The following is a 23,477-nucleotide window of genomic DNA, read 5'->3' as shown; positions in this document are numbered from 1 at the left end:
AAAAATAAATTGAAAATTGACTTTTACAAAGCAGGAAAGTGATTATGGTAGAAAATAAAAAACCTCGACGCTCATTTCGGGAAGTCCCGCGGGGACTGGCCCGGGTTAATCATATAATCGCTATCGGCAGTGGCAAAGGCGGTGTCGGCAAATCAACGGTATCGACCAATTTCGCGATGGCTCTCAAAAAAACCGGATACAAAGTCGGCCTGATGGACGCCGATATATACGGCCCCAGCCAGCCGGAAATGCTGGGCGTCGGCAAACAACAACCCCAGGTTAAAGGTGATTATCTGTTACCGCTCGAAAAACATGGTTTGGTTTTTATGTCATTGGGTTTACTGCTCGACGACAGCCAGCCGGTTATCTGGCGCGGACCGATGGCATCGAAAATGATTCAGCAGTTTTTGGGGAATGTCCTCTGGGGAGATCTCGATTATCTGATTATCGATTTACCTCCCGGCTCGGGCGACGTCCAGATTACTCTGACCCAGCAGGCTCCGCTATCGGGGGTGATTATTGTCACTACCCCTCAGCATGTCGCTCTCGGAGTTGCTCAAAAGGGTCTCCAAATGTTTCGTCATGTCAATGTCCCGATTTTGGGGATAATTGAAAATATGAGCGGCTTTACCTGCCCCAAATGCGGCGAAAAAACCGACATTTTCAAACAGGGCGGAGGCAGGAAACTGGCTGAAGATCTGGATATAAATTTCCTGGGCGGAATACCCCTCGATCCCGAACTGATGGCCTCCGGTGATAACGGAACGCCGCTGCTTCTCAATACAGCCGACAGCCCGGCCGCTAAAGAATTTATCAACATCGCCTCGAAATTCATAGATATCATGGCTAAAGGCATCGAAGCCAATGAACCGGAGAAGATCGAAATTACCGATGACGGAAATCTGAGTTTCACCTGGCCCGACGGCCATATCGCCGAGTTTACTCCTTCTGATTTGAGGGCTAATTGCGGCTGTGCTTTGTGTGTCAGCGAAGATACCGGCCAGAAAACTCTTGATATAAAATCAATACCGCTGGATATAAAAATCGGCGCGTTTGAGCGGATCGGACGTTATGCCGTTTCGATTGCTTTTTCAGACGGGCACAACACCGGTATCTATCGTTTCGATAAAATGCACCAGATGGAAATAAAACAAAAAGACGCCTCGGATAAGGCGTTTAATGTTTAAGAAAAAATACCTCGAATAGGGAGGTGGCTCATGGGAGACACCAACGAAATAAGAATCATGGCCGAACCGCAGATGAACCCCGATGTCTGCAAATTCCTCGTGGACCGACAGGTTTATGACGGCATGGCCAATTGCAAAAACAAGGATATGGCCAAAGGCTCGCCGCTTCTCGAAAGTCTGTTTGCCATCGAGGGAGTAATGGAAGTCATGGTCGCCGGCTACTCTATCACCATCGCCAAATCTCCCGAGGGCAACTGGGCCGACGTCGGAAAACAGATCGGGATCGTTATTCGCGAGAAGCTGGCCGAAGGCGGTCAGTTGATTTCCGAAGAGCAGTTAAACAAAGAGCAGCCGACCAATCCGGAATTGAAAGAGAAGATCCAAAAGATATTTGACGAGATGGTCAACCCCGGTCTGGCCTCGCACGGCGGCAGCGTCGAATTGATTGATGTCAAAGGCACGACCGTATTCTTAACGATGAGCGGTGGGTGCCAGGGATGCGCTTCGGCGACTTATACGCTTCGTTACGGCATTGAACAAATCCTCAAAGAGCATGCTCCCGAAGTAACCGATGTCATTGACGTTACCGACCACACCGCCGGCGTATCGCCTTACTTTTCATAAATAAAAATAGAAATAAGTAGAAATAAATAGAAATTTGCCCCAAGAAAATCCCCCGAATCCGGGGGATTTTTTATTTGCGAAATCGAATAATAAATCATATACTGTTTATATTAATAAAAGAGTTAGCGGGAGATTCTCTCGAATTGTAGAGAAAGAGCCCAGCGGGCTCTTGCCATATGGTCAATGAGGTCTCTTCGTTCCGTCAGGTCTTGGACGCCGAAGGCGGGTGTGACCTGACGGAGAAGTATTGAAGGGAAAAACCCCAACGGGCTCTTGCCATAAAACTTAAAACCTTTAACTATTGCCAGGGGAATGAAAATGAAATTAAATCAGATTCTCAGCTTTCTTATCATCGTTTCGAGTTTGATATCAATGGGATGCACTTCAAGCCTGGTGTACAGTCCGACAATTAACCTGCCGGTAAGACCAATGACACAGAAGCAAGCTCAATTTCTTGGCGGCGTAGGATACTTTCCCGAAACGCGCCCCGAAGTTACCAAAGAAAAAACAGCTTTTGGTGGTGAAGCAACTTTTCGCATGGCGCTGTGCGATCATTATTCTTTACAATTTAAGGGTTGGAAGGATTTATCGGAAAACCGCCGTGACGATAGATTTGGCTTTTCATTTGGAACAATGGCCATTGTAAAAAATTCCCCAAATTATAAGTTAAGCATTTCGCCTACGGCCGCGTTGGTATTTGGAGATGGGAGCTTGGAAGGCGGCGGGGCAGGTATGCCGTTTAGTTTTTGGTTTACAAAATTCAATTCAGTTAATCTATACGCTTCCGTAAATCCCGTTTTCGGTGTGCGAGCCCAAGTCCGGGAAAAAAGAGAGTGGGGCTGGGGAATAATTACAAATATAGGGACGTCAATATTAGTCAAAAATCATCTGACAATAAATCTCGAATTATCATCGGTAAAGCAGGTTAATGTTTATGAAGATAAACGAAACAACTTTCTTTGCCCAAGTGTGAATATCGGATACCTCTTTCATGGAAAGAAATAGAATGTTCTTCGTTCCGTCAGGTCTTGGACGCCGAAGGCGGGTGTGACCTGACGGAGAAGTATTGAAGGGAAAAACCCCAACAGGTTCTTGCCGAAGATTATTAGTAGTTGGTGTTGGCCTCGTGAGCCAACTTATAACAGTAGGTCAGGAGCCCTGCGCTCCTGACAATCGCGCGAAGCGCGATGCTTTGAAGATAGGAAAATATGCACACGATATTACTTTATACTTCCGGCGGGATGATACTGGGATTATTGGTACTTGTCATATCAGCAGCACTACACAGCGATAAACATCCTGGTTGGCGCAATGGTTTTTCATTCATACCGTTTTCCGGCAAAAAAGAATGGTTCCGCTCCGGCGGATATCTCCTCCACAACCTCGGCTCGATTTTATTCTCAATCGGGATTATATCCAGCATGATAAGAAGTGTTCTTGATTAGGTAGGTTAGTGAATAAAAATTATAGGGAAGGAGCCCAACAGGCTCTTGCCATAAATAAAGTTGATGTTGCGGGAACAATGGGTCACCAGTAGGCATAAATAACTAATGTTTAGCAAAGGAGGTAGGTATGCGTAGCATATGGCGGGGGAGAAATGTGGTTAACTCTATAGGGCGGAATTACTTATTAATTTGCTTTTGCATTTCCCTCACAATATCAAATGTATCTTGGGGGCAATGTATTGCAGACAAAAATTCGGGTATAAATAAAAATCATAAAAATGTAAACGTTATAGAGTGTTTCGTACCAAAAGTCATGCCGCGGCAAAATTTGGGTTTGACTACGGTAACAAAATCAGAAAACAGTTCGAATCAATCAATGGGCAGATGGCGAACATATGTGGTACAATGTAGGGATATATTAAAGATCACGACAATTAGTGGAAGAAAGATTAAAGGTCGTTACGTAGCATTGTCGAGTGAATCCTTGAGTATATGCCGTCGCGAACATTATATGGAGGTAACGAGGAGCGAAATAAAACGTCTTCAAATTGGGAAAAGAGATCTCCTCAAAAATGGTCTTGCTAGCCTTGGAGTTGCCATAGGCAGTATGCTCTTACTGGATTTGGCAAATGTTAATTACTCTGAAAATGCAATATGGCTTGGCGGTTTTGGGATAGGTGTCTTCGTCGGTATAACATCTCTTTGGTATGAAGATGTTGATTTAGACAATTCGTTCTTTGCTCAAGATTGTAGATCAACTTGTCCGAAAGATTAATATTATTTGATCCCGGGTGCCCCAAGTCTTCAGGGCGTGTTGAAAAACCACTGCCAAGAGTTGCGGCGGGTCTTGATTTTGTGAAAACAAAATTGTGACCTGCTGTGTGTCAAGAACTTACGATTCGAAATGTCTCCCCATTCCTTAGGCTGAAGATCATTTCAAGGTTTTTTCAACAGGCCCATTGGGTGGAAATTTTTTATAGATGGTTCTTGGGAGATAGAAATTTGAACGGACGGGAACATAGGTACTGTACCCCACCCATTAGGTGGAAAATTTTTATAGATGATTCTTGGGATATAGAACCGGGAGAATACAAATTACCGAACTTGAAAGCCGATTGAACTACTCCCACGTCTAAGGCGTCCGGCACCCGGCCGGACAATGGGCGACCGGCCATTAGTGAAAGGACAAAGATGGAGAATATGTTAATAAAAGCATTCGAACGTTTTGAAGAACTGTTGAATGAACGGTTTACAATGAAAGTATACACCACTGAGGATTCAGTTAGATACACTTTTTACGCAGCTTTGACGGAGAGGACCACAATATTACCTCATAATGTAGTATTAGAGCTTCCTCACAACGCCATAGAAGGGGCAGAAGTTGACACGTACATATCCGGAAATAACGGGGATAAATATGTCATTGAATTCAAGTACTACCGTCAGATACCGTCGGGACAGAACGCTAATCGAACGCAACTGGCGGGACGGTTGATCAAGGATCTATCCAGGCTTGCATGTTTCAAGCCGCAAGAAGAAGATAGGAAACTAGTTCGCTTGTTTGTATATGTTTCTGACCAAGAAATGAACTCGTACCTTTCAAATGAGCAAAACGGTCTTTGCAGTATCTATTATTTATCGCGGGGAGAGTGCCATCTAATTAACGATCAGTTGCTCGCAAAAAGGAGCAAGATTTTTATTGAAAGCTGTGGAGACATCACGGAAATGACAATTAGGACGGAACTCGCTTCGGAACTTTCAGATGATCACTACTTGAGAATCTGGTCGGTGTCCCCAAATGGAGCCTTGACACTTTAGTGATGCCTGCCGGAGAACATCAATGATAACTTTGCATCCTACCCATTGGGTGGGGATTTTTGGGTTTGTCTGCTGATTTTACTTTGCATGACCGGCGGAATCCCGCTTAAACGATTACAAATAATCAACAAATCCAACGCATTTTCTGAAATCATCCGCTTTTATAGAATGAAATGTGTCTACGACAGAGCGATAATTATAAATGGCAAAGTAGTCTTTTGCGAAGTACGAAAAAGGACAAAACGAACCCAATTCACTGTAAGTCATACGGAAACATTCACATACGAGGAATTTTCAGAAATGTAAATGTGGATAACTCTAAGCCACAGATTGCCACGCTCATTTCACTCGCTCGCAATGATAAATACAGCCTTTTGTCGGGTTTCTCGCATCGACCCTTTCGGGTCTCTGCTCGGAATGCTGACCTACTGAAAAACTAGAAAGAGATAAATGACTAAACTTTTGCCACTAATATCAGTTAGACTACGCGACAGCTGGAAACAGGCTTTCGCCTGTCATTCTCGAGAGCGAAATTCCGAAAGGAGTGAAGCGAGTCAGGTATTAGGGAAACTTATACTATGTCGCAATGATATGCCTTGCCGCGCGACAGCTGAAAACAGGCTTTCGCCTGTTGATATGACCCAAAACGTTAATCTGAGGAAACAAACCCATTTTCGACGGCAGTTTCCACATCTGCCGCGCACCAAATGTCATTTCAATTTTTAGGGTTAGGAGATTAAAATATGTGAATGTGTTGGATCGTATATGCGTATTCAATTGCCGCCGAACTACTTTCCCTTCAACCACTCCAACAGTTCTTTATCGGCGTTGGGAACGTTATGCAGAATGTCGGTTCCGTGATCCTGGCCGGGGTATTTTTTGAATACTTTTGGTCCGTTATAATTATCAAACAGCCACTGGCTCGATTCGGACGAATAGGTATCATCGGTGGCGGCGGCGATATAAATCGGTTTGGTCAGTTCTTTCTGATGCAGGACATCACCAGGTATAAGCCCTCGATAATCTTTTCCAGGCGATAATAAAACCGAACGGCTGACCCAGTTTTCTTTCAAGAGTATCGCGGCGGTATTGGCCCCTATCGACGCGCCGATTACGATTACGTCATCGTAATTATAGCTATCTGGATGTTTGGATTTGAAATCATTGAAGAACGAATTAATATCGGACGGCATCCTGGCAAATTCGGATTTATCCATACTTGAGTATGAAATTTCTTTATCGCCTACTTGGGTTGATTGTCCGTGTCCGCGCATATCAAACGCAAGAGTCGCGTAACCCAGTTCGTTTATCTTTGCGGTAAACGGAGCATAAGATTTATAAGTTTTCGACATCATCGGGAGCAGTAATGCCAATCCCGGTTTGGTTGTCTTGTTAGTAGTATCAACGATCGCCTCGGAAAGCCAGGCGTGCAGAATCAATCCGTCCGAAAGTTTTAATGTCATATGGTGATCTTCGGCGCCGGTAGCGGTGCTTTCGGAGACACCAACCGATTTCAAAAAGAAACCGGCAAAAAATAATACCACACCGATAACGATAAGTTTGCCCAAATCTTTAATCATAATTTGTCAAAAAAGCGATAAGTGACTGAACGTCAACAAAAAACTGCGAGTACCAAGTGGAAATTATAAAAATTTTCCGCCCTGCTCAGATAATATTGATTTCCTCCTCGACGGGGCCATTGATAAATCGATCCGGAGCCAGCCGACTGATATCAATCGAAGGTTCTTTTCCGCAGATGATTTCCGTGGCGACTAATCCGGCACCCGGGGCATGCATAAATCCGTGCCCGGAAAAACCGCCGATAGTGAAAAACCCCCCGACCTGATTATGGAATCCGATGATAGCATGATGGTCGGGAGTCGTCTCATACAATCCTGCCCAGCTATTGGCGACTTCGGCCGTCTCCATCTGTGGAATTCTATCGAGAGCTTTCATCAGGATGTTGTCGTTATAATCGGGGTCCTGCGACTCATCGAATCCCGGCTCGACATCTTTATCGGCCCAGCCCATCAAAAGTCCCTTGGATTCTTTGTGACAATATAAACCGGAAGAGACATCGACCACCATCGGCATTGTTGCCGGGATAAAATCAAGTTCGCCGGAAGTAACGATTTGCCGCCTGATAGGTTCAATCGGAATTTTTATTCCCGCCATATCGCCGATAAGTTTGGAATACGGACCGGCAGCATTGATAACGACGGCGACTCCAAAATTACCGTTAGATGTTTTCACCCCGCAAATTTTGTCGTTTTCGATTATTATTCCGGTGACGGGAGTTTCGGTTAGTATCTCAACGCCCAGCCGTTTGGAAGCTCGAAAATATCCCTGCAAAAATTCATGCGGATCGCCCAGGCCGTCGCGGCCGTGGAAAGTTGCTTTGATAATATCATCGGTCAGAACTGGCGGAGCTAATTTTTTTACGTCGTCGGCATCCAGTATTTCAATATTCAACCCCAGAGATCGCTGCAAATCAGCCGCCCGCAAGTATGGTTCAACCGTTGACTCTTCGGTTAATAGAAACATATATCCGACCTGGTCATATAACGTCGGTTCGTCGGTTATATGGTCGAAATTCTCAAATATCTCGATCGATTTCATTGAGATTTCTATATTGACTTTCGATGAAAATTGAGCTCGGATTCCGCCGGCGCATTTGGCGGTTGCTCCGGCGCCGATAAACATTTCCTTCTCAAGAACAAGAATATCACCGAAATTATTATTAGCAAGATTAAACGCGGTAGCTAATCCGGCTATTCCGGCTCCGATTATAATCGCGTCATAATTCTTTGTCATAGCTGTTTTCCAGACATATTCGTGAATATTTTCACGACAGCAATTTAATTTGATACCCTGCAAAGTCAAGGGAAATCAAGCCGATACCGTCAGTTGGAGGGTTTTGCGCGGATTTAATTTAAAAAATTATAACTTGCGTCGATATGATTTTTGTATAGATTGTTTGCGCCCGGGCGGAGCTAAATCATGTATAGAATATTTTCCGGAAAAATGAGACGGCGCCTAAAGCTGTCCGAAACTAATGTACTTATTATCCTGGCTCTCTTAGTCGGCGCCGGAACCGGCTATGGTGCTCTTTTATTTATTTCCCTGATTGAATTCGCTCGGGAATTATTCTTCGGATATTCGGCCGATGTCCTTTCGGGATTTCTTACCGCAGGCGAAGGCGGCTATAAATGGTGGATAATCGCCATACCCGCCGCGGGTGGATTATTGGCCGGGCCATTAATATATTATTTCGCCAAAGAAGCCAAAGGCCATGGCGTTCCCGAAGTCATGGACGCCGTCGCTCGAAAAGGCGGTATCATCAGGCCTCAGGTGGCCGCGATTAAGGCGCTGGCATCGGCGATATGTATCGGCTCAGGCGGTTCGGCCGGTCGCGAGGGTCCCATCATCCAGATAGGTTCGGCTATCGGCTCAACCATCGGACGAATATTCAAAATGTCGGGCAACCGCGTTAGAATTCTGGTAGGGTGCGGAGCGGCCGCGGGAATATCATCGGTTTTTAACGCGCCAATCGCGGGGATAATTTTCTCGCTTGAAGTCATCCTTGGTGATTTTGCCATCAAAACCTTTGCGCCGGTTTTGCTCTCGTCAGTATTGGCATCGGTTATTACTCGTTCGGCTCTGGGAAATCATCCCGCTTTTGAAGTCCCGGCTTATGAACTGGTTTCGGCCTGGGAAATGCCGATGTATGTCCTGCTTGGGGGATTGGCCGGAGTTGTCGCGGTAATTTTTACACGGATATTGGGCTGGTCGGAGACATTTTTCGATAATCTAAAAATACCGGAAATCAGTAAACCGGCTATTGGCGGACTTCTTTTGGGAATGGTCGGAATCTTTTATCCCCAGATATTCGCCGATGGTTACGATACAATTAATCTGGCCTTATACGGCCGGATGGCGTTCTGGTTGATGTTTATCCTGATTTTCCTCAAAATCCTGGGAACGTCATTGACTCTGGGGTCAGGTAACTCCGGCGGTATTTTCGCGCCGTCATTATTTATGGGAGCAATGCTGGGAGGGGCTTTTGGCAGCATGGTTCACTCTTATTTTCCCGATGTTACCGGTTCGTCGGGGGCCTACGCTTTAGTCGGTATGGCGGCTCTGGTGGGTGGAACGACTCACGCCCCGATTACGGCCATTCTCATTATCTTTGAAATGACCAGTGATTATCGTATTATCCTGCCTCTGATGGTGGCTGTGACTTTTTCAACCTTGGTCAGCCGACATCTCTATCAATATTCGATCTATACGATAAAGCTGGCGGCGCGGGGGGTGTTCCTCAAAGGCGGCAAAGATCTGATGATTTTAAGGTCACTGCAGGTTTATGAAGTCATGGATCGGAAATTCGAAACGGTGCTTCCGTCCACGCCTCTCAATAAAATAATTCACAAAATAGAATCGACTCGCGAGACATACTATATGGTCGTCGATAATGAAAATCATCTCCAGGGAATTATTTCCCTTCAGGATTTACGGAGCGTGTTGACCAGGAGCGGTCTGGATGATTTGATTATCGCCGAGGATATCGCCCATACCGATATCATTACCGTTACTCCGGATGACACCCTGGAACGGGTTCGCGAAAAAATCGGCATGCAGGATTTGCAGCTGGTGCCGGTTGTTGATTCGCCCGACAGCCGTCATATAATAGCGGTACTCAGGCGCGACGATATGATGACCGTTTATAATAAGCGCCTGATTGAATCATTCAATGAATAATTAGAATCTCAATCCGATATTTAGATACATGCGATAAGGATGATATTCGGCCTTGCCGTAACCAAATTCAAACGGTCCCAGGATGGTGTCCAGCGACAGCGCCATACCCCACCCTTTAAGAAAATCACGCATTTTAATATGCTCATATTCATCATACACATTGCCATAATCGAAATTAATAAATAAGTATAGGCGATAAGGCAGATGCAAGCGCCATCTTAGATTGGCGGCGAAAAATTTATCGCCGACTAACTGGTGAGTTCGATAACCTGAAAAATTATACATACCGCCGATGTAAAACTTTTCGATATCGGGAAGATCAGCCGTTGAAATTCCCAGAGATAGTTTGGGATTAAAGCACAGGTCTTTACCCCACGGCCAGTAAGCCTCAATGGAACTATACATTTTAGTATATTCGTCATATGTGCCGCTGAGCCATTTGCCCGAAAATTCAAGATTAAACTCCTGGCGATGGCCATAATCGGGATAGGGGAATTTGTTGTAGGTCTCCACGGTAGAACGAATCGCAAATACAGATAATACCTGATTATTCTCCACACCTGTCAACGTATGCTCGGTTCGAATATCTTCGAGTTTATATTCAAAGGTAAATGTTCCCAGACGTGAAATTTGCTGACCCGCCGATATTGATCCTCCCAGTCGGTCTTCAATACGGTAACCCTGAGGCGCTCCGTCAGGTTGGAACAATCGTCTCCTCAAACGGGAAAAGTAGCCCTTGGTTTGGGCCGTTAAAAGAGTCTTTGATAATCGGTCCGCTTTCAGGGATAAGAAGTATTTACTACGCCGGGAAGAAAACGTCACATGCGTCAAAGCCTGAATTCCGGCTCCAAAGATATTATCATCGAGTAGTTCCGAAAACATTTCCGATTGAAATTCATCATCCCAGTGAGCGCCAAAGCGCAGTTGAGTAAACGGCTTTTCTTTGACATTTATCGTTAGGTGGACACCTTTATCAGAAGGTCGTATATCGAGACTGACCCGTTCGAAAAATCCGGTGGCGTAAATATTTTCCAGTCCCCGTTCCGATTTGTGAGTATCAAACGGCTCGCCCGGACGCAACATATAATTGGCCTTGATTATCCAGCTTCGGGTTCTTTCATTCCCACGAATATCGACGTATTGAAGCAGGCCTTCGTCAATTTCCACCAGTATTTTTTTTGCTTCGTGATCGTAAATAAGATGCTTGATATAGGCCAGGTCATACCCGGATTCTCGATAAACGTCAATAATCAATGACGCGGCCGATTTAACCTCTTTCATCGAGAGTATTCTTAGATCGTGAGGGAAAAAGCTGTTTAAGAGAGTATCGGAAAATACTGAATTCCCGGAAAACACATAAGTGATGGCAGACGCGCTATGATTGGGTATTCCGTCGAATTTCACTATTGTCGAATCAGATTGTTTTTCCGGCCAAAAAACTATTTTGTGGAAATACATTTTCGGATCGAAATTTCCGTAATACTCATGATTATTGGAATTCGTCTTGTCGCTTCGATTAAACTGCCGGGAAATTAGGTCTAATAAGCTATCATCACGAGCGGATTCAATGTTTGACATTGGTATAATGGAATTATTCTTTTCATACCTGAGATATTGTTGGATTTCACTCAGAGCTTCTCTCCCGGCGCTGTATCCGATCGTTATCAGGCTATCATGGTAGCTCATATCATAATTTTCAATATCCGCCAGTGCGGGAGTGATGATCATATCGGCATGGCTCAATTGTTCCGATAATGATTCTTGCTGCATAATCGTCGTTACTTGATTGGCGACGTCTACCGGATTGATCACTTCATCGGCGGGCAACAAACGCGAGGCGGTATTAACGGCGATGACAAAATCGGCGCCCATCCGACGGCAGACATCGACCGGAATCGGCGTGACTAAACCGCCGTCCATTAATTTTTTATCTTCGAAATCTACGGCTGTAAAAGCCAGCGGAAAAGCTATCGATGCTCGCATCGCGTCGGCCATACTCCCGCTCCCGATAACAACTTCCTTTCCGGACCCGATATCAGTCGCGATTACCCGAAGAGGAATGCGCAGGTTATCAAAATTTCCGCCGCATATATAATTGGCACGAATTGTCAGATCGGTCAATAATGAAGTCAGTCTCTGTCCGGCCGCGAATCCTTGCGGGAAATATGGTTTGACACCTGTGAACCTGACTGAAAATAAGTAACGTTTCTTTTCCTCTCGTTGAGTGAAGAACATTGATTTGCGCTCTCGAGAATCTGAAAATAGCGTGGAAAAATCAAAGGACCGGGTAAAATTCTCGATTTCATTCGGAGAATACCCTAATGCATACAATCCACCGATAACGCTCCCAATAGAAGTCCCGGCGATATACGAAATCTTAATTCCCGCCTCTTCAAATGCCTTAAGGATACCAACCTGAGCGATTCCGCGCGTTCCGCCTCCAGAAAGAGCAAGCCCTATTTTTAAAGAATGGTTTTTGGGCAATTTGTCTTGATTATAAGATATAATTGTGTCCCGTACGATAATAACTGAATCGATATTTTCTTCCGGGCTTGCATCGATTATCGCGTTAGACGCATAGGCGCTTAACGACGATATCATCAAAGCGAAAAATAATATTAATCCGACCGTAGATTTCACTTGCTCCCCAAACCTAAAAATAATTCTTTTTGTTAAGTTGGCATTATTACCAGCAAAATTCAAGGATTATTTGCAATGAGATTATCTCATGCGGAAATAAAAAAGCTGACAGTGTTGAAAAGAAAAAAATATCGCCAAGCCGAAGGTTTGTTTTTGTGTGACGGAGTGAGGCTTCTGGAAGAAGCCGAGAAATCAAATTATCACCCCGAAAAAGTATATTACTCGGCCGCGCGCCTAAACGAACGAGGCCTGAAGTTGGTAAAATCATTTGAGCGAAATAAAATCGCGGTCCATGATATAAGCGTTAAAGATATTGAAAGAATTGTCAGTACCAAATCATCGCAGGGGATAGTTGGAGTATTTAAATCCCGAAAGTATAATCTGGAGCAACATTTGAATCGGGGGATGCGTAGATTACTTGTGTGTGATAATATAAATGATCCTGGTAATCTGGGGACGTTGATGAGATCGGCAGCGGCGTTTGGTTTGGCGCCGGTAATTACCAGCACAAAAACAGTCGAAATTAATAATCCCAAGACGATGCGGGCCAGTATGGGCGCATGTTTCAGTCAGCCGTTTATAGAAAAACTTGCCCCTGAGTTAATTGTGGAAAAGTTAAAAGAATCCGGTTACAAGTTGTTATTAGCTGATATTAATGGTGAAAACCTGAATAACCTAAAATCACTTCCTGGAAAGCTGGCTTTAATTATCGGTTCGGAAGCGGTCGGTGGGGACGACGTTTTTGAAAATAACGCTGATTATGCCGTTAGGATTCCCATGTCTAAAAATGTTGAATCACTAAATGCCGCTATGGCCGGAACGGCTTTAATGTTCTGGCTGAATAATTCGGAAAGGACGTCATCATGATTCGATCCATAATTTCCGTCGGTTTTATTTGTTTTATGCTGGGTTCAATAATCTCGGCCGAAAACCTGAAAAGGCAAAAGGGCGGCATCTTCTCCGGAGAATCCCAATTGATAACCGTCATCTTCCCCGGTGAGAAAAAGGTAATTATAAATTCGGCGAATTCATTGAGCGGTAATCTGTATCTCGGTGCTGGAGGAAAAAACTTCCGCATTAGTTACCAGAAAAAAATGAAGACCCCCAATGAAGCTGAAGCCGCCGCTTACGCCGATCTTATATCAGTTGAAATTGATAACCAAAAAACCGCCATAACTATCTGGCTAAGAGCCCCGGCCGACGCACCCTGGTCCGGGAGTAATAATTCCGCCAGTCTCGACGTGCGCATCGATGTTCCCGTCGGGTGTCAGATTGAGATTAATACAGCCTATTTTGATATTGAAGCCGTGGGGCCGTTTGAGGAATTCGTCGTTTCCGAATCGCTCAGTAAGGTTACCGTAAACAAGGTCAATGGATTGACAGACATAAATGTTTCCAACCGCCCGTTAGTTCTAAAGAATATCAGCGGCGATTTAAAAGCCAAAAATAAATATGAGAAAATAAAACTCGAGAATATTAAAACCGGTCAACAGACCGCGTTTATTCGAAATGAAAACGGAGAAATATCAATTGATTCATTTATCGGGAGTATAGATGTCGGAACCAGTTATGGCTTGATAAGCGGAAAAAGGATATCATTGGTCGGAAATCGCAATCGGGTGAAAAACGTTTCGGCGCCTATTGCTCTTGAATTGGATTCCCTTACCTCTGGGAGAATTCGCGTCAACAATCGGTATAGTAAAATAGTTTTGGGTATTGCCGGTAGGGTCGATGCATCCTTTATATGCAAATTCGGCTCCGATAGTTTTGTCAAAGCGGAAGGGTTTCTATTTGAACCAACCCTGGTGTACGATGAACGGCTTGAATTTGATGTCGGCGAAGCTGCAGCCGAAGCACGGTTGTCAATCAAGGGGGACGGCAACATAATAATTAACGGTCCGGATAGCGAACATCATGCGGGAGGAAATTGATGGAAAATATTCTGACTTACCAAGGACGGATATTATTAATCTTATTTTTCATATGTCTGTCAACCACCTCGGTTTGTATCGGTCAGGAAATTATCTTGCCGAGTGAATTGTTTTTCTACTCACCGGTGGCATCGACGTCAGGTCAAAATTCCATATGGTCAAATCCCGCCGCTTTGGGCAACCGGCAAATGGGAGCTATTTATTTATTCTCCCATCGGGAAGATCGCATCATAAGAGACTGGGGAGTGGCTTCAACCACGCGGGCTATGGGAGTTGCTTATAGATTTATCAAAGGCGGTCTTCTGCCGGATCACAAGGAATATATTTTGGCTTTTGGAGGCGGGCGGAGAACCTCGTTCGGATTTTCATATCGCTATATATCCGAAGGTGCCGAGCATTTAAGAAAACGTCATCTTTGGAATTTCGGTTTGCTCATACGACGCAGTAAAAATGTCAGTCTTGGAGCCCTCATTGAGAATATTAATCGGGGGAAAATAAACGGCGAGAAAAGTGATATGCGATTTGTGTATGGCATTGCTGCGCGCACCTATCGGGACCTTGTCACCGTTTCATTCGATGTTGATATGACAAGCCGTGAAAGTATCAGGCAAGCTGATTTTCGCACCGGCATCGAGTTCCGCCCTAAGCCGGGTTTATATATTTATGCCGATGTCGACAATCATTCACATTTTAGCGTCGGCTTTCGAATGAATCTTCGATCCAATTATGCCGGCCATTACAGCAGTTTCGACCGTGACGCGAAGAATATTCACGCGACTACATATATAGGCACCGTGCGCGGACAGCAGCCCTCGTTTATCAAATCTCAAAAAAAAACTCTGGTAGTAAACCTTGACGGAACCCTGCCGGAAAATCCCCAAATACCTTTTTTTGGGCGCCGGCCACTGAAGTTTATCGATTATGTGGACGCGATTTACACAGCGGCCGATGATGAAGAAATTGAGCGATTATTCTTAAACATTAAAAATCTCCGATGCGGATTGGGGAAAACCGAGGAATTATCAGACGCGGTCGATTACTTTCGTCAGTCGGGAAAATCTGTTTATTCATTTCTTCACACTCCGAATAATACCGGGTATTTACTCGCCTGCGCGGCCGACACGATAATTTTGCCGCCGGTATCACAACTGCGATTGCTGGGATTGCATGCCAATATCATGATGTATAAAGGCCTGATGGATAAACTCGGCATCGAAGCGGAATTCGAACGCATTGATGAGTACAAGACGTATCCCGAAGTGTATATGTTCGAAAAACCGAGCGAGCCATACCGTGAACAGGTGAATCGACTTCTCGATAATTTATTCGGCGAGATGATAACTGAAATCTCGGCCAATCGCGACCTGAGTTCGGATTCGGTAAAAATCCTGATAGACGCCGGGCCGCTGACATCCATCGAAGCGGTCGAATACGGTTTATGCGATGAACGCCTCTATCCGGATGAAGCCTTGAAAAGATACGCCGGGTCGAATCGTAAATTGCTCGCCGAAAGAATCTCGATTTATGACTATGTCACCCGCGACCGGGTTGATGATTATTGGGGACAACGTCCCCAAATAGGAATTATTATTGCCGAAGGAGACATCCTGCCCGGTAATGAAGGTAAAATCGGACAATATGAGATGCTCAAAGCCATTCGTCTTGCCGCCGGAAATGACGATATCAAGGGAGTAGTTCTACGTATCAATTCCCCCGGCGGAGACGCCCTGGCCTCCGATTTGATATGGCATGAAATTGAGAAGACGGCAAAGCGTAAGCCGATTGCAGTTTCGATGAGCAATGTGGCCGCTTCGGGAGGCTATTATATCGCCTCGGTAAACTCTGACATTTTTATCAACCGCAATACCGTTACCGGATCAATCGGTGTCTTTGGAGGAAAAATCAATATTGCCGGTTTATACGAAAAACTTGATTTATATTCGGAATCAATCACACGGGGCAAAAACGCCGGAATGTTCTCTTTGTCAAAACCGTTCACTCCGGAACAACGATTGACGATGAAAGAGCACCTGCGGGCTTTGTATGATAATTTTCTCGATAAAGTATCGGTTGCCCGTGGGATTTCGACCGATTCGGTAAATACTCTGGGACGAGGGCAAACCTGGACCGGCCGGGAAGCCGTAAAGAACGGACTTGCCGACAATCTGGGGGGAATCGACGCGGCCATAACCGAAGTATGTAAAAAAGCCGTGTTAAACCGTGATGATGTCGAACTGGTTTATCTGCCGCAGAAGCGTTATTTCTTTAAGAATCCGTTTTATTTATCGGGATTTGTTTCCCGATTATATGATATGTTCGCAGGCGACTCAATCGTTCAGGAAATTTTCCAAAACCCTTACGGTTCTCACGTATATTATCGTATGCCTTACGATCTGGAAATTGAATAGTCGAAAATCAAAAAAACATTTAATAGATTCTTGTGTTACGAATTAGACAAGTATGAATTTTGTCTAATAAACCACGCAATGGAGGAATTTATGAAAAAACGATTTCCGGCTTTCAGGATGATAATTTGCCAATAAAAGCGCTTTTTCAACCAATAAATGACCAAATAATAAAGATGGCCCGCCATCTTCTTGATGTTCATCGCAATCGCCGTCATCAAACATTGTTCGGTGACATTAGTCAACCCACGATACCGAGTTATTCACATTTTCTTTTTTGGAAATTCCCTGTAATCTCTTGTTTTTGTTTGAGTTACAGCGAATTGGGTTCGTTTTGTCCTTTTTCAGGCGAAAGCCTGTTTTCAGCTGTCGCGCGGTGTATCCACATCATGTTAATAGTATTTGGTGCCGTGCAGGTGTCCACACCTGCGCGGTAAAAATGGGTTTGTTTCCTCAGATTAACGTTTTTGGTCATATCAAATCGATGGTGATTCCGACAGGCGGATGCCTGTTTTTTGGCTGTTGGGGATGTTATCCCTTTTCGGCTGTCGCGTAGCTTAGCTAAACTTTTTACAGAAAATTTTGTCATTTATCTTATTCTTCCTTAATGTTCTTTTGTCATTCCAATAGTTATCCTCACCGAAAGAGGGAAGTCCGTAATTAAGGGCAATTTGGGTAAAAATTGGGTGGTTTCCGGACAGGCGGGTATGTCTGTCCGGAATGTGAATTAATTCTGTCGGGACTATGTCAGTCGCCCCTTATACAGCCACCGAAACTATTGAAGGCGTTTGATATGTCCCCATCGGTTTCGGCCCTCATCAAGCCTGTTTTAAGCTTATCCAAGCATATTTTCATCTGAATAGAATGCTCTGTAATAACAACATTCTGACCGGTCAATGAACTACGATAATAATCCAATTCGGTGTGTTCGATTGCTTCGGTGCGCTGTACAATAATTGCTTCCTGCATTTTATACGCCAGGGCAACGAGAGGATATTGCTTTTCAACTTCCTGCATTTGTTTTGTAAATTCCGCCTGCCGGCTCATAAGAAGCTTTTGAAGTTCCAAATTTCCCGATGCTTTAGTCGCCTCTTCTTCCCCTTCGCCGCTGAAGGCGATAACGCCAAAAAGCAGGCAGACTGCAACCAGTAATGAGATTTTGGTAATTCTGGAAATCATGGGTTACTCCCCAAATTAAGGTTGATTATGAAATATAATACGAGAATAATTCTTGTTGATTTGATATTATATTGATATATTAATATTTTTGGACATAGATCGGAGCATTTTGTCGGGCGAAAGTGCAAACTCCCAAAATCCATAGCAAAATGTGGCGTATCAGGGAGGGAACCCGTCACACTTAATAATATAAAAAACTATTGTTGACATAGTTCCTTATGGTATAGATATTAATATATAGAGGAGGAATTATGGAAAAACAATTGGATATTGTTATTAATCGTCTTGATAGGATAAGTAAATTGCTAACGTTAAATGTATTAGGCGATAAAACGCAAAATGTTAAAATTATGAGTCTTCACAGATGTGGTTTTGAGAATAATGAGATTTCTGATATTTTGGGTATTAAGCCAAATATCATTAGGGCGACTATTTCAAGGGAATTAAAAAAAAGTAAAGGAGATTAACAAAATGAATGAAGATGAAATATCAAAGAAATTATCAGTCATAATAAATCTCTTGGCAATACAAGCCACGAACGGATTAGAGAAAGAAAAGTCTGTATCAATGTTGAAATATAGCGGTATGGGTAATAAAGAAATCGGTGATGTTATGGGCATATCCGGATCTGCTGTTGCCGCTCATTTATCCAATCTTAAAAAGAAAAGTAAGAAGCGTAAATAATCATTCATTAGGAGGCGTGATGGAAAAAGTACTCAAGGAGATGTTGGAAGAATTAAAGAATATTAAGGCTATTTTGGCGATAACTGCTACCGAAAAATATGAGACAAAAAATGATAAGATTATTCATTTGGCCAAATTTGGTTTGAATCCTGCCGAAATATCAGAGCTAATTGGTACTACCCCCGGAACAGTTTCGGTTCAATTGAGTAAGGCAAAAAAAAAGGGAAAAAAGAAATCTAAATAAGGATAACATTAATGATAAATCGCGAATTAAAGTCAAAGTTAATTAAAGGACTTGACGTATCAGGGGCTGCTATATCAAAAAAGGCATCGGCGATAAGGGATAAGTTATTGATGCCAACCGACGTATCTTATTATATACTTGCGCATTCAATAGGTATTAAAATCAAAAAATATCTAAACGATGAGAAATTTCAAGAAACTATGAAGTATCAAAATAAATGGGCAACAATGAATGGAAATATGGCAAAAACAGGAAAGAAATTAGCCAAAAAATCAAATAAAAGAAACTCAGTAAAGGAACATATAATAAAGATTGATTCTTCAATAATTTCAAAGGAGCCGCTGCTTTCAGCCACTCAAATATCAGAATCTGCCAAAATGTTAACGACTTTTGCCACACTATATTTATTGGAAAATTCTATCCGGAAATTTCTAGAGATAGCACTTGAAAAGAAATATGGGTATGATTGGTGGAATAAGTTGCCAAAACTGGATGATTTAAAAAGGAATGTAGAAGACAGGAAAAAGAATGAAGATAAAAATCCTTGGCATCAAAAAAGGGCAAAAAGCGAAATTGGTTATCTGGATTTGAAAGAGCTTAATAAATTGGTGAAAAAAGTTGATGATAAGTTGGTTAAGGACGGAATATTGCCCAAGCGAGGTTGGCTAGAAAACATGATTGAGGAAGTTTATCATTCAAGATGCGTAATATGTCATATGAATCCTCTGAATTCAGAAAATATCAAGCTTGTGGATGTCCAGTATACAAAGTGGTGCCGTCAAATAAATGCTAAGAAGAAATTATTGTGAAATAACTTGTTTTAGAGTTTGTATGGTGTATATTAATTATTGTCCAAAATAACATCCAACACATCCACCGTTGCATTCTTACCTTTTTCGCCGAGTTCGAGGGGTGGGCCGGTGCAGGAAGGACAGCCTCCGGCGCAGCCGCAACTCAATATATGCTGTTTGACTCTCGTATAGTATGCTATAACAGACACTTAAGTCAAGCGAGAAATGTCTTGTTTTTTTTTGTTTCTGTGTATAATTTATAAGGCTTGGAAAGATCAATATAAAACTGCCGCTAAAATTGTGGTAATTGTTATCCGACACATATAATATAGTGGTGACTCGGAGGAATTTGTGGCAACGCCAAATAAACAAGTGATTTTCAGAGGTTACACCAAAAAAGAAGGCAATTATTGGGTGGCTATTTGTATCGACCTGAATATAGTAGCCCAGGGATCATCCCCAAAAGCCGCAAGAGAAGAATGCAGCATTTTAATAGGCGAATATCTTAAATATATTGCCGCCAAACATCACGATGAGTTGTCAAATTATATACCCCGCCTGGCACCGAAGGAATTTATCGAGGAATATCACTCCATTATAATGAAAAAAATCTCACATCCATCGTCAAAATTACGAAGTAAAGAATTAATGAATTTTAATTTTGGTGAATCCGGATTACAGGAGTGTGTTATATAATTGGGAAACAAACCGACAATAACATTACGTCAAGTAAGAAAAAAACTCCGCAAATTAGGATTCTGTCAAATTAGATCAAGCAAACATGAAATTTGGGAAAATGATTCCGGGAGAATTGTAATCCTTTCCCATAGTTCACAAGATGTTGGTCCTATACTATTAAAATCGATTTGTTCACAGGCGGGGATTTCGGTTGACTTATTCTTAAGTTTATAACTGCCTGTTAGAAGTGCGGACTATTATTTTGCTTTTTTAGTTCATTCATCCAGAATAACATCCAACACATCAACTGTAGCATTCTTACCTTTTTCGCCAAGCTCTAACGGCGGGCCGGTGCAGGAAGGGCAGCCTCCGGCGCAACCGCAGTTTATAATGTGCTGTTTGCAGGCACGAAAGATGTCGGGAACCATGTTGTATAATTTTTCAGCGAATCCGACTCCGGCGGGGATATTATCATAAACATATAACGTCGGACAACCGGTGAAAGTATCCTTCACGCGCGACAATGACCGGATATCGCGCGGGTCGCACATGAGCCACAACGGAGCGATTTTCTGCAGGACATTGGCGACGCCCCGCAGGCCTCCGCCCAAATTCGATTCGGTCAGGTTAGCCGAAATGGCGAGGTCGTTGGGGAACTGATACCAGAATGAAGTCGTGTGCATCTCCTGCTCGGGAAGCGCGACCGGCCCGGAACCGACATTTTCGTGAGTGTGGAATTTAACTTTTTTGAAGAGCACGATAACGCGCGTCAACGATACATCGCCGTGACCGATGGTACCGGGGGAGATGTATTTTTTCTCATCAACTTCGAGGATTTTGAGTTCCGCCTTCTCTTCGGCATCGGTGTAATAATCAACATCGGCTTCCTCGACGTAAGCGCGCCGTCCGTCCCAGTCGAGTTTTTTAACCTGATAGGTTTCGGCGCCGTGAATATAAATCGCCTCGGGATGCAGAAATTCCGGCGCGGAAAAATAATCGATCTCACCGATAACTCTATCACTATCAGAAGTATTCAAAATTACGAAATTTTCGGGCGAAGCCGAACGCAGGGAAACTTCATTGGCGGGATATATATCGGATGACCAGTAGTACTTGTCGCCCGCCGAACGAACGACTCGTTTGGTTTCGAGATATTCCATGATATCATCGACCGGTTCGGGCCCGATTTTTTCACCCATCCAGACAGGCAATTCAAAGGCGGCGCATTTGATGTGGCTGGAATGAATTATCAGGTTATCGGGATCGACGATGCCTTCTTCGGGGGTGCGTTTGAAGAAATATTCCGGGTGCGACATGAGAAACTGCGGCAAGGCCGATGAGGTCGCGACCATGATCGCCGCCGATACCCCGGCTTTGCGTCCGGCCCGTCCGGCCTGCTGCCAGACTGACGCGATGGAGCCGGGAAAACCGCACATGATAGAAACATCAAGTGAGCCGATATCGATGCCGAGTTCAAGGGCATTGGTCGAAACAATTCCTGTAATCTCGCCGGATCGGACGCCCTGCTCGATCTTGCGCCGTTCATTAGGCAGGTAACCGCCGCGGTATCCGGCGATTTTTATTCCTCGTCCGAATTCATGTTTGAATTTTTCTTTAAGATAGCGCAGGATGATTTCGACCTGCATGCGGTAACGGCCGAAGACGATAGTCTGAATTTTCTCCCGGATGAATCTCGACGCCAGCCGTTCGGTTTCGTTTACCGCCGAACGGCGGATGCCCAACTCGGCATTAACGACCGGCGGATTATACAGGATGAAATGTTTTTCTCCGGCGGGAGCTCCGTTTTTGTCAATTTTGACGACCGGCTGTTCAATTAGTTTCGAGGCCAATTCGTCGGGATTGGCAATCGTTGCCGAGCAGCAGATGAATTGCGGATGGCTGTCATAGAAATTGCAAATTCGTTTCAGTCTTCTCATAAGATTCGCCAGATGCGAACCAAAAATTCCCCGATACTGGTGTACCTCGTCGATAACTATGTATTTGAGATTCTCAAAAAGTTTTATCCATTTGGTGTGATGCGGGAGGATTCCGGCGTGGAGCATATCAGGATTGGTAATGACGATATTGCCCGCCGACCGGACGGCGCGGCGAGCTTCCTGCGGGGTGTCGCCGTCGAAGGTATAGGTTTTTATATCGACTTTAAGGTCGGTTACGAGTCCATGCAGTTCGTCAAGCTGGTCGGCTCCGAGAGCTTTGGTCGGGAAGAGGTAGAGAGCGCGAGTTTCCGGTTCGAGCATGACGCGATTTATCACGGGGATATTATAACAAAGAGTTTTGCCCGACGCGGTCGGGGTCACGACGACGACGTTTTTGCCTTCATTGATTTGTTCGATAGCCTCAAGTTGATGCGAATATAATGAATCGATGCCGCGGGTTTTGAGGCAGTTGATTAGTTTTTCGTTAATGAAATTCGGGAAAGGTTTGGTTATGGCGGGTCTTGATGAAATCGTTTCCCAGTGAGCGATGCCGTTGACCGTTTCAGGATCGGTCCGGAATGACTCGAGAATCCGGGGCAGATTCATGTGGTGCGTACCTGTTGCAGGTTCCTGACGCAGATATCGCACAGTTTATCCGATTTGTTGTCGATGTCGAGCATTTCCGTGGAATCATAATGAACACAACTGGGATTGGAACAGGCAGGGATGGAATAAATATGCGCCATCTGGTGAATTGTTTCTTTATATAGGCGAGGATAAATCTGTTTTTCGTCATCGGGGAGGCCGTAGAATTCCTGGCGGAAATGAAAGAGCGAGACAACTCCGGTAGAACTCAAATTATCGGCATAGCCGAGAACAAAATGGCGATTGGGCAAATATATGTCCTCTTCGCAAATTCCGACTATCGTTTCACGCGCGTTGGCTTTGATCCGTTCCAGTTTGGATAAAATAATCCGGGCGTAATATTGATTGCGGGTTTCATTGAATGCTTCCTGCGGCATCCGCATGCCTTTGAGAATGTCAACGCCGCGATTGAAAACGCCTCCGATAGAACCGGCCAGGCGATTGACCAGAGTTAAGTCAACATCACCGAGGGGAACGATTACGATTTTAGCCCGCAATAGACTCATAATTA

General features: G+C 44.1%; 22 protein-coding genes. 15 read left to right on the top strand and 7 right to left on the bottom strand.

Annotated elements, in window-relative coordinates:
• The first annotated feature begins 44 nt into the window (after positions 1-44).
• The 6 genes from V3V99_08705 (at position 45) to V3V99_08680 (ending at position 5,074) form a co-directional block, all read left to right on the top strand.
• The gene (locus V3V99_08705; GenBank protein ID MEE9442733.1) at positions 45-1,187 is read left to right on the top strand and encodes a P-loop NTPase; all 1,143 of its coding nucleotides are present in this window, start codon (positions 45-47) and stop codon (positions 1,185-1,187) included.
• A 30-nt stretch (positions 1,188-1,217) separates the two neighbouring features.
• Positions 1,218-1,811 (top strand): NifU family protein, encoded by a 594-nt coding sequence (locus V3V99_08700; protein ID MEE9442732.1) that lies wholly within the window; start codon positions 1,218-1,220, stop codon positions 1,809-1,811.
• A gap of 318 nt (positions 1,812-2,129) precedes the next feature.
• Positions 2,130-2,816 (top strand): hypothetical protein, encoded by a 687-nt coding sequence (locus V3V99_08695; GenBank protein MEE9442731.1) that lies wholly within the window; start codon positions 2,130-2,132, stop codon positions 2,814-2,816.
• 203 nt (positions 2,817-3,019) lie between these two features.
• Positions 3,020-3,256, top strand: a complete 237-nt coding sequence (locus V3V99_08690) for a hypothetical protein (protein ID MEE9442730.1) — start codon at positions 3,020-3,022, stop codon at positions 3,254-3,256.
• A 127-nt stretch (positions 3,257-3,383) separates the two neighbouring features.
• Positions 3,384-4,031 carry a hypothetical protein gene (locus V3V99_08685; protein MEE9442729.1) on the top strand — a complete coding sequence of 216 codons (648 nt, stop codon included), beginning with the start codon at positions 3,384-3,386 and terminating at the stop codon, positions 4,029-4,031.
• A 425-nt stretch (positions 4,032-4,456) separates the two neighbouring features.
• Positions 4,457-5,074, top strand: coding sequence for a hypothetical protein (locus V3V99_08680; protein ID MEE9442728.1), 618 nt, complete (start codon positions 4,457-4,459; stop codon positions 5,072-5,074).
• 788 nt (positions 5,075-5,862) lie between these two features.
• Here V3V99_08680 and V3V99_08675 read toward each other — a convergent pair.
• Both V3V99_08675 and V3V99_08670 read right to left on the bottom strand, forming a co-directional pair.
• Positions 5,863-6,654 carry an alpha/beta fold hydrolase gene (locus tag V3V99_08675; protein ID MEE9442727.1) on the bottom strand — a complete coding sequence of 264 codons (792 nt, stop codon included), beginning with the start codon at positions 6,652-6,654 and terminating at the stop codon, positions 5,863-5,865.
• 85 nt (positions 6,655-6,739) lie between these two features.
• Positions 6,740-7,888 (bottom strand): FAD-binding oxidoreductase, encoded by a 1,149-nt coding sequence (locus tag V3V99_08670; protein ID MEE9442726.1) that lies wholly within the window; start codon positions 7,886-7,888, stop codon positions 6,740-6,742.
• A 186-nt stretch (positions 7,889-8,074) separates the two neighbouring features.
• On the opposite strand from V3V99_08670, the gene V3V99_08665 reads away from it, so the two are divergent.
• Positions 8,075-9,832, top strand: a complete 1,758-nt coding sequence (locus V3V99_08665) for a chloride channel protein (GenBank protein MEE9442725.1) — start codon at positions 8,075-8,077, stop codon at positions 9,830-9,832.
• On the opposite strand, the gene V3V99_08660 is transcribed toward V3V99_08665, so the two are convergent.
• On the bottom strand, positions 9,833-12,472 hold the full coding sequence (locus tag V3V99_08660) for a patatin-like phospholipase family protein (GenBank protein ID MEE9442724.1): 2,640 nt from the start codon (positions 12,470-12,472) through the stop codon (positions 9,833-9,835).
• 75 nt (positions 12,473-12,547) lie between these two features.
• On the opposite strand from V3V99_08660, the gene V3V99_08655 reads away from it, so the two are divergent.
• Genes V3V99_08655 through V3V99_08645 form a run of 3 tightly spaced genes read left to right on the top strand, consistent with a single transcriptional unit; the run spans position 12,548 to position 16,811 of the window.
• Complete coding sequence (locus V3V99_08655; GenBank protein MEE9442723.1) at positions 12,548-13,339, top strand: RNA methyltransferase; 792 nt, start codon at positions 12,548-12,550, stop codon at positions 13,337-13,339.
• On the top strand, positions 13,336-14,403 hold the full coding sequence (locus V3V99_08650) for a hypothetical protein (GenBank protein MEE9442722.1): 1,068 nt from the start codon (positions 13,336-13,338) through the stop codon (positions 14,401-14,403). The genes V3V99_08655 and V3V99_08650 overlap by 4 nt, the downstream gene beginning before the upstream one ends.
• Positions 14,403-16,811 (top strand): S49 family peptidase, encoded by a 2,409-nt coding sequence (locus V3V99_08645; protein MEE9442721.1) that lies wholly within the window; start codon positions 14,403-14,405, stop codon positions 16,809-16,811. The genes V3V99_08650 and V3V99_08645 overlap by 1 nt, the downstream gene beginning before the upstream one ends.
• Before the next feature lie 310 nt (positions 16,812-17,121).
• Here V3V99_08645 and V3V99_08640 read toward each other — a convergent pair whose 3' ends face one another.
• Both V3V99_08640 and V3V99_08635 read right to left on the bottom strand, forming a co-directional pair.
• On the bottom strand, positions 17,122-17,397 hold the full coding sequence (locus V3V99_08640) for a hypothetical protein (protein MEE9442720.1): 276 nt from the start codon (positions 17,395-17,397) through the stop codon (positions 17,122-17,124).
• Between the two features lie 158 nt (positions 17,398-17,555).
• Entirely contained in the window at positions 17,556-17,987 is a 432-nt protein-coding gene (locus V3V99_08635; protein ID MEE9442719.1) for a hypothetical protein, read from the bottom strand.
• 251 nt (positions 17,988-18,238) lie between these two features.
• Here V3V99_08635 and V3V99_08630 point away from each other — a divergent pair, with 251 nt between their 5' ends.
• The 5 genes from V3V99_08630 to V3V99_08610 all read left to right on the top strand — a co-directional run bounded on the left by V3V99_08630 (position 18,239) and on the right by V3V99_08610 (position 20,402).
• Complete coding sequence (locus tag V3V99_08630; GenBank protein MEE9442718.1) at positions 18,239-18,454, top strand: hypothetical protein; 216 nt, start codon at positions 18,239-18,241, stop codon at positions 18,452-18,454.
• 4 nt (positions 18,455-18,458) lie between these two features.
• Positions 18,459-18,671: a LuxR C-terminal-related transcriptional regulator gene (locus V3V99_08625; protein ID MEE9442717.1), complete on the top strand. Its 213-nt coding sequence runs from the start codon at positions 18,459-18,461 to the stop codon at positions 18,669-18,671.
• 19 nt (positions 18,672-18,690) lie between these two features.
• Complete coding sequence (locus V3V99_08620) at positions 18,691-18,915, top strand: hypothetical protein (protein ID MEE9442716.1); 225 nt, start codon at positions 18,691-18,693, stop codon at positions 18,913-18,915.
• A gap of 11 nt (positions 18,916-18,926) precedes the next feature.
• Positions 18,927-19,724 carry a Swt1 family HEPN domain-containing protein gene (locus tag V3V99_08615; GenBank protein ID MEE9442715.1) on the top strand — a complete coding sequence of 266 codons (798 nt, stop codon included), beginning with the start codon at positions 18,927-18,929 and terminating at the stop codon, positions 19,722-19,724.
• A gap of 333 nt (positions 19,725-20,057) precedes the next feature.
• On the top strand, positions 20,058-20,402 hold the full coding sequence (locus V3V99_08610; protein MEE9442714.1) for a hypothetical protein: 345 nt from the start codon (positions 20,058-20,060) through the stop codon (positions 20,400-20,402).
• A gap of 257 nt (positions 20,403-20,659) precedes the next feature.
• Here V3V99_08610 and V3V99_08605 read toward each other — a convergent pair whose 3' ends face one another.
• Both V3V99_08605 and V3V99_08600 read right to left on the bottom strand, forming a co-directional pair.
• Positions 20,660-22,969 carry a DEAD/DEAH box helicase gene (locus V3V99_08605; protein ID MEE9442713.1) on the bottom strand — a complete coding sequence of 770 codons (2,310 nt, stop codon included), beginning with the start codon at positions 22,967-22,969 and terminating at the stop codon, positions 20,660-20,662.
• Positions 22,924-23,472: an archaemetzincin gene (locus tag V3V99_08600; GenBank protein ID MEE9442712.1), complete on the bottom strand. Its 549-nt coding sequence runs from the start codon at positions 23,470-23,472 to the stop codon at positions 22,924-22,926. The genes V3V99_08605 and V3V99_08600 overlap by 46 nt, the downstream gene beginning before the upstream one ends.
• Between the last annotated feature and the right edge of the window lie 5 nt (positions 23,473-23,477).

It is taken from the genome of Candidatus Zixiibacteriota bacterium (assembly GCA_036480375.1).
GTDB lineage: Bacteria > Zixibacteria > MSB-5A5 > GN15 > JAAZOE01 > JAZGGI01.
This window is presented reverse-complemented; position numbering and strand designations above follow the sequence as displayed.